This window comes from Thermogutta sp., assembly GCF_039793925.1.
Taxonomy (GTDB): domain Bacteria; phylum Planctomycetota; class Planctomycetia; order Pirellulales; family Thermoguttaceae; genus Thermogutta.
In genome coordinates this window covers 1-5,439 of record NZ_JBAMME010000235.1, presented here as the reverse complement: position 1 = coordinate 5,439, position 5,439 = coordinate 1, and the positions used below count along the sequence as shown (strand labels likewise).

Here is a 5,439-nt window from a genome sequence, read left to right as displayed (position 1 = left end):
GCGCATCATGCCATGCGTGTGATGGATAGGGCGTGTCGTTCTAACCCTGAGAGTTCGCCAACGCCTATCGGGGAAACCGCAAGGCTCTGACCGCTGGGTTCAGCCCGCGTCCTCCGTGTCCCCTCAGCAGGCCTCATCGCTGAGCGATCATCGCAATACAGCTTGTTGAACTGATGATAGCATCGCCACCCCGTTGGCTTCCACCACCAATCTCCTCATAAAAGGCAGGGCCCAATCATAGGAGATATCTTTGCCCTGGTGGCTGGTGGCAAACCCTTGACAAAACGTGAGGTTTGTGGTATCATTACAGACGTCCTCGGTGGTGATAGGGAGGGATACTTCGTCTGGCCGAGCCCCTCCCGGTTGTTCCCCGACGTGGCCCTAGTGGTGATAGGGGGGGATACTTCGTTGCCAGCGAGTCCGCCCCCCCAGGTGTTCCCTAGGGCGGTACAATGAGGGCAAACCGTGGACCCCCGCAACTCGCCGTGGACCCCCGTAGCTCAAAGGAAGAGCAGTGGCCTTCTAAGCCACTGGCTGTGGGTTCAAGCCCCACCGGGGGCACTGAAAGCCAGTTAAGCAAACCATGGGGAAAGGGGGCAAAAATGCCAATCAACCAGCCTGATGGGATATTTGATCCCTCCGCGCGGCTTGCCGGGGGCTACGGCCCCTTCGCGGCGATGCAGGAGCCGGAGGCCCTCCTTCGGCGGGCGGTGATGACCTGCCTGCTGGGGGAGGACATTGCGTATCAGGACGGGACGTCGGTGATGGAAAATATCCGTCGCCTCGTCCCACAGGTAGCCCCAGAAACGGTCTTCCAAATTGCCGTGGAGGCCAGGAGAAAACAAAAATTGCGCCGTGTCCCGCTTCTCCTCGCGCGGGAGATGGCGCGGTATGACACGCACAAACATCTCGTCGCGGATCTCCTTCCACAGATCATTCTGCGGCCCGACGAGTTGTGGGAATTCCTGGCCCTCTACTGGGATGAGGGGCGGTGTCCGCTCTCCGCCCAGGTAAAAAAGGGCCTGTCGCGGGCGTTCGAGAATTTCGACTTGTATCAATTCTCGAAGTACGCCCGGCGAAAGGGCCCAATCCGCGTCAGGGACGTGATGTTCCTGACCCACCCCAAGCCTACCCCCGACCGGGTGGAACTTTTTCGGCAAATCGCCAATGACAATCTGCCCCCAGCGGACACATGGGAAGTGGCCCTGTCGGCCGGGGCAGACGCGCGAGAGACATTCACCCGGTTGATCCTCGAGCGCCGCATCGGCGCCCTCGCATTTCTCAGGAACCTCCGGAACATGGAGGAGGCGGGCGTGGACCCCGAGGTGATGCGCCGTGGGTTTGAGACGATCAGCCCGCGGTGGCTGCTGCCGCTCAATTTCCTCGCGGCAGCTCAGCACGCTCCCCGATGGGAACGGGAGATCGAGGCGCTGATGTTCAAGTGTCTCGCCCGGTTCCCCCGGTTGCCCGGATACACCATCTTCGTGGTGGATGTGTCCGGCTCGATGTACACTCCCCTAAGTGCGGGGGGGGAATTTACGCGCCTCGACGCGGCCGCGGCCATGGCCATCCTGGCCGCGGAGGCATGTGAAAGAATTGCCGTCTACGCGACGGCAGGAAATGATTCGCTGCGACAGCATGCGACCGCTCTTTTGCCGCCTCGCCGGGGTTTTGCCTTGCGCGATGCAATTTTGCAGGCCACGGAGCGCCTCGGCCACGGCGGAATTTTTACCCGCCAGTGCCTGGAATACATCCGGGCACAAGAGCGGGAAGACCCGGACCGGATCATTGTATTCTCCGATAGCCAGGATTGCGATTATCCATCCCGTCGTATACCCCAGCCGTTCGGGAAGACGAATTATATCATCGACGTGAGTTCCCATGATCGGGGCATAAACTATCATGGAGTATGGACTGCCGAGGTCAGCGGCTGGTCCGAACACTTCCTCGAGTTTATTGCTGCGATGGAGGGACTACACGTCCCGATCGAGGATGAGTAGGAGCGCATGCAGCCTGTTTGTCCACTTTGGGGCGCATTCCTTTGTCAGAGGAATGCGCCCATCTTTTATGTAGGACAAGGTTCATTTTGTCCTACTTTACAGAAATCTGGGGACACGAATAAAAGGGACACTCGCCAGAGCGGCGGCGCCCCCATCTACTATCTCATCATCGCCAATATACATTGCTACCCCCGCCCACAGCAGAAGACCGGGGCGAGGCTTACGATAGTCGGGATCTGCCGTGATCAACCATTGGATTTTCCCAACCTCAATCCCCTTTTCCACTTCTTCCGCAGCCCTGAGGATAGCTTCCTGCGGGGCTTTGGGGTGGTAAACACATATTCCCACCTTCTCTACCACGGCCCCCAGGGATTCCAAGGCCTGGACGGCCATCCCCAATCGCCGGAGAAAGTACGCGGGGGTTGGATACGGGCGACCGTCTTCCCGTGCAACCCCCAGAACCCCCCAAGGTAGCCCGCCCTGGTTACTCAGGACAGCTACGGGGCGGCCAGCAATCTCTATCCCAACCGCCCCGAGAACCTCGGCCAGATCGGGACGAACGCGTACGACCGGCTGGAGACAGGCATAATCCACAATCGTTCCATCTAGGTCAATCCCTACGATCATTTGCGACCTACGACTTTGCGACCAAGGGCGCCGCTTACCTGTTACAAGTCCATCGGCACAAAACCGATCTTCCCCTTCTCTGCCCCCCTAGGAGGGATGACCACCAGAACAACCTGCGGCAACAGGGCAAGGGCATAGTTGTATGCCACCCGTCGCCAGTTTCCCCGCGCGATCGCGACTTCCTGCTGTCCTGCGGGGAGCGGGGTTGGCTCCGGCATCTCGGGAGGGGGAACTGCTCGGGGGCGTTTGATGTGCAACGACCGCATCCCGGGCGAAATGGGAATCGTATAGGTGACCACTGCTTGCCACCCATCTCCTTCCCGCCAGACCTCTATACGGGATGGGACGGGGACCATGCAGAAAGCCAGGTGCAGTTTTTCGGGGGGGAGGTGGTAGCGGAACGCCACAGCGATTTCCGCCCCCCTTGCGTCGATCCGTAACATGCGTTTCATGCTTCCTCCTCCTGCGACCCGCAACCCGCGATCCTGCGACTACAAATTCCGGGCAAGGGTAACCGGAAGTCGTCTAATTCCCAGGAAATCCCGGATGATTTCGTTGAACTCCTCCGGGGAAAGGGGTTTCAGGCCGTATTCCTCCAGGGGAAGGGGTCGGGACTTGCGGGGAGCATATACCAACAAAAACACGCCATGGAGAGTGCCGTCTGCAATCAGGTATACCATATTAAACGCACGGCGACCATCTTGTAACTGCTGGATGATTGTCGCCATAGCTTCCCGCTGGAACGCTTCTACTCCCCGCTCTGTCACGGGCAGGTAGTAGGCGTAGTACAACTTACCCCACACTTCTACCATTCTCCCCTTTTCCCCCGGGAAGAAAATACTGGGGTCACCCCTGATCCACCGGAACAGAAATTTCAGCGCGGCCGTTAGATTCATCGTACCTTCCTATTTGTAATCAGTGACTTTTTGCATCTTGCGACACGGCACAGAACCACAACGCGGTTGATATAATATCCGTGAAAGGAGTTGCGACATGTCGGCAAGGACAGCAGATCGTTTACCTGTCATCGCACTCATTTTCCTGCTTTTGCTGGGACTGGTGAGGGCCCCGATCGGTAGCGGTATGCGATATTATGCCCCTCCGCTGGTCGTGGAAGGGGAGTTTCAGCAACTCGTCCAGACCTACCGGAACTACAGAGCGCAAACAATCCGAACAACAGGCGTGGACAGAATTTCAGGAAGCGCAAGCGGGTGCTACCACTTAAATTATATCGGCCCGGGCGGCGAGGGGTGGGATCTGGATGAGGTGGTGCGAGGAATTGCACGCCATACGGACTGCCTCGTGGTTTACTGGCAGCACCTGGGTGGCGAGAGTTGCAAGAGCATATCCCAACAGTTCTTCTCCGCGGTCATCAAATACGGCATCACCCAGTTATTTGTGCGTGTTGCGATAAAGGTGCCGGGGTGGTACCTAAACTCACAATGCTACAACCCGCAGACGCACAACCCGTTCCTGGGTCCATGGTGCTGGGGGAATTACGGCATTCCTCCCGGCCTTGCTCTCTCATCCGACTGGCGATACGTGCCTGCCGAAGGGGATACTCTGGCAGGACAACTGTACCTACCCGAACTGCAGGATTGCTGGAGGAACGCGCACGTCTATTATCAAGGAAGCAATATCAGCGTGGCAGAGTTTATGGCACGTTATCCGGTGTACGTGCAACTGTACAACGAGGTGGACTTCGAACATGAGTGGGAACAGCCTCTGGTTATCGGAGATGAGCCTCAGTTCCGGGACCGGGACGGAGACGGGTATAAGGAGTTCACGGGAGACTACTACCTGTTGGGGCACCTGGTATGCTCCCTCACGAACAGTTTCTCTTGGCTGACATATACTCCCCCGGGAAATTACGTGACCATGTACCCCTGTGCCCGGGGCGTCTGTTTTGGTTACAATACCGACCAGCCCCGTATACCTATCCTGATCCCGCCCGTGGGAACGGGGAACAGGGAGCAAATTCGGCAATACCTGAGCGGCTGCCTGGATTCGTTTTTTAAACTCCCCGTGCCCGAGACAGTTTTGCGAGGAGCCAACTACGGAGTTACGTTCGGGCCGGGAACCATTGCGTACTCTGCCCATCTCTATGCTCCTTGCGGAGAGCGGGTTTATGAGGGGGTGAATAAAATTACCGACGACCTGCAGTTTTTGCAGGACGTGTTGCAACAATGGGAAAACGGCCGCTTTCCGATGCGCGTGCGAGTGATCGCGACGGAAACCGGCTGCGCCCAGGTGGGAGCCTACCCTAACCGTATGGAACAGACCCGCCTGTTTGAGATTCTGACCCAGCGCGTGCTGGGCACTCCGGTTGCCTGGTGGGTCGCGGTCGGACAGCGATGCCATGATCCATTCGAGCGAGTCAGCGGGCGAAACCAGCCGGAGGATTGGGACAAAATGGCAATTATGGACACCCTCGGAAGAATGTGCGACGCGGGCACTCTCGACGAGGGGGGACGATGAACGTCGCGCTGGATGTGGGATTGGGGTGTGTCCGCCGTCAGCGGGGAGACGGTCACGCTGCGGCCGTAGGGATGGCTGGGCAAGTAGGCCGGTTTCCGGAAGGTGAGCGACGCCATCCGGCGGGCGTCGTGGGCCCGCTCCTCCAGATCGGCGATGATTTTTCCCCACAGTTTGTCCACTTCATGGGGCGGGAAAGTGGAATAGCGGAGGACATCGGCCGGAACATCCAGGATACGGGGAAGGTCTTCGGCCAAACACTGGATGCCGAAGCCAGTCTCGTGAATCCTGGCGGAGACGCCGATGGTAGCCCCCACCGACTCCACCTCCTCGTAAA

At 58.4% G+C, this 5,439-nt stretch carries 6 protein-coding genes and 1 tRNA gene; 4 read left to right on the top strand and 3 right to left on the bottom strand.

Annotated features, from left to right (window positions below; translation table 11 throughout):
- Positions 1-490 precede the first annotated feature (490 nt).
- Positions 491-561: transfer RNA gene (locus tag ABJK56_RS10700), tRNA-Arg, on the top strand.
- Between the two features lie 41 nt (positions 562-602).
- Positions 603-2,000: a hypothetical protein gene (locus tag ABJK56_RS10695; protein ID WP_347244661.1), complete on the top strand. Its 1,398-nt coding sequence runs from the start codon at positions 603-605 to the stop codon at positions 1,998-2,000.
- Between the two features lie 96 nt (positions 2,001-2,096).
- On the opposite strand, the gene ABJK56_RS10690 is transcribed toward ABJK56_RS10695, so the two are convergent.
- From ABJK56_RS10690 to ABJK56_RS10680, 3 genes are read right to left on the bottom strand one after another with little or no spacing between them, the layout of a single operon-like run.
- Entirely contained in the window at positions 2,097-2,627 is a 531-nt protein-coding gene (locus ABJK56_RS10690) for a hypothetical protein (RefSeq protein WP_347244660.1), read from the bottom strand.
- Between the two features lie 41 nt (positions 2,628-2,668).
- Positions 2,669-3,079 (bottom strand): hypothetical protein, encoded by a 411-nt coding sequence (locus ABJK56_RS10685; RefSeq protein ID WP_347244659.1) that lies wholly within the window; start codon positions 3,077-3,079, stop codon positions 2,669-2,671.
- A gap of 39 nt (positions 3,080-3,118) precedes the next feature.
- Positions 3,119-3,523, bottom strand: a complete 405-nt coding sequence (locus ABJK56_RS10680; protein WP_347244658.1) for a hypothetical protein — start codon at positions 3,521-3,523, stop codon at positions 3,119-3,121.
- A gap of 97 nt (positions 3,524-3,620) precedes the next feature.
- On the opposite strand from ABJK56_RS10680, the gene ABJK56_RS10675 reads away from it, so the two are divergent.
- Both ABJK56_RS10675 and ABJK56_RS10670 read left to right on the top strand, forming a co-directional pair.
- Entirely contained in the window at positions 3,621-5,105 is a 1,485-nt protein-coding gene (locus ABJK56_RS10675; RefSeq protein WP_347244657.1) for a hypothetical protein, read from the top strand.
- Positions 5,102-5,439: hypothetical protein (locus ABJK56_RS10670; protein WP_347244656.1), on the top strand; the 338-nt coding region annotated here is incomplete at its 3' end. The genes ABJK56_RS10675 and ABJK56_RS10670, both read left to right, overlap by 4 nt.

Excerpts from the sequence above, each read along its gene's own strand:
- ABJK56_RS10695 (WP_347244661.1), top strand. The coding sequence starts at position 603 with ATGCCAATCAACCAGCCTGATGGGATATTTGATCCCTCCGCGCGGCTT.
- ABJK56_RS10690 (WP_347244660.1), bottom strand. The coding sequence starts at position 2,627 with ATGATCGTAGGGATTGACCTAGATGGAACGATTGTGGATTATGCCTGT.
- ABJK56_RS10685 (WP_347244659.1), bottom strand. The coding sequence starts at position 3,079 with ATGAAACGCATGTTACGGATCGACGCAAGGGGGGCGGAAATCGCTGTG.
- ABJK56_RS10680 (WP_347244658.1), bottom strand. The coding sequence starts at position 3,523 with ATGAATCTAACGGCCGCGCTGAAATTTCTGTTCCGGTGGATCAGGGGT.
- ABJK56_RS10675 (WP_347244657.1), top strand. The coding sequence starts at position 3,621 with ATGTCGGCAAGGACAGCAGATCGTTTACCTGTCATCGCACTCATTTTC.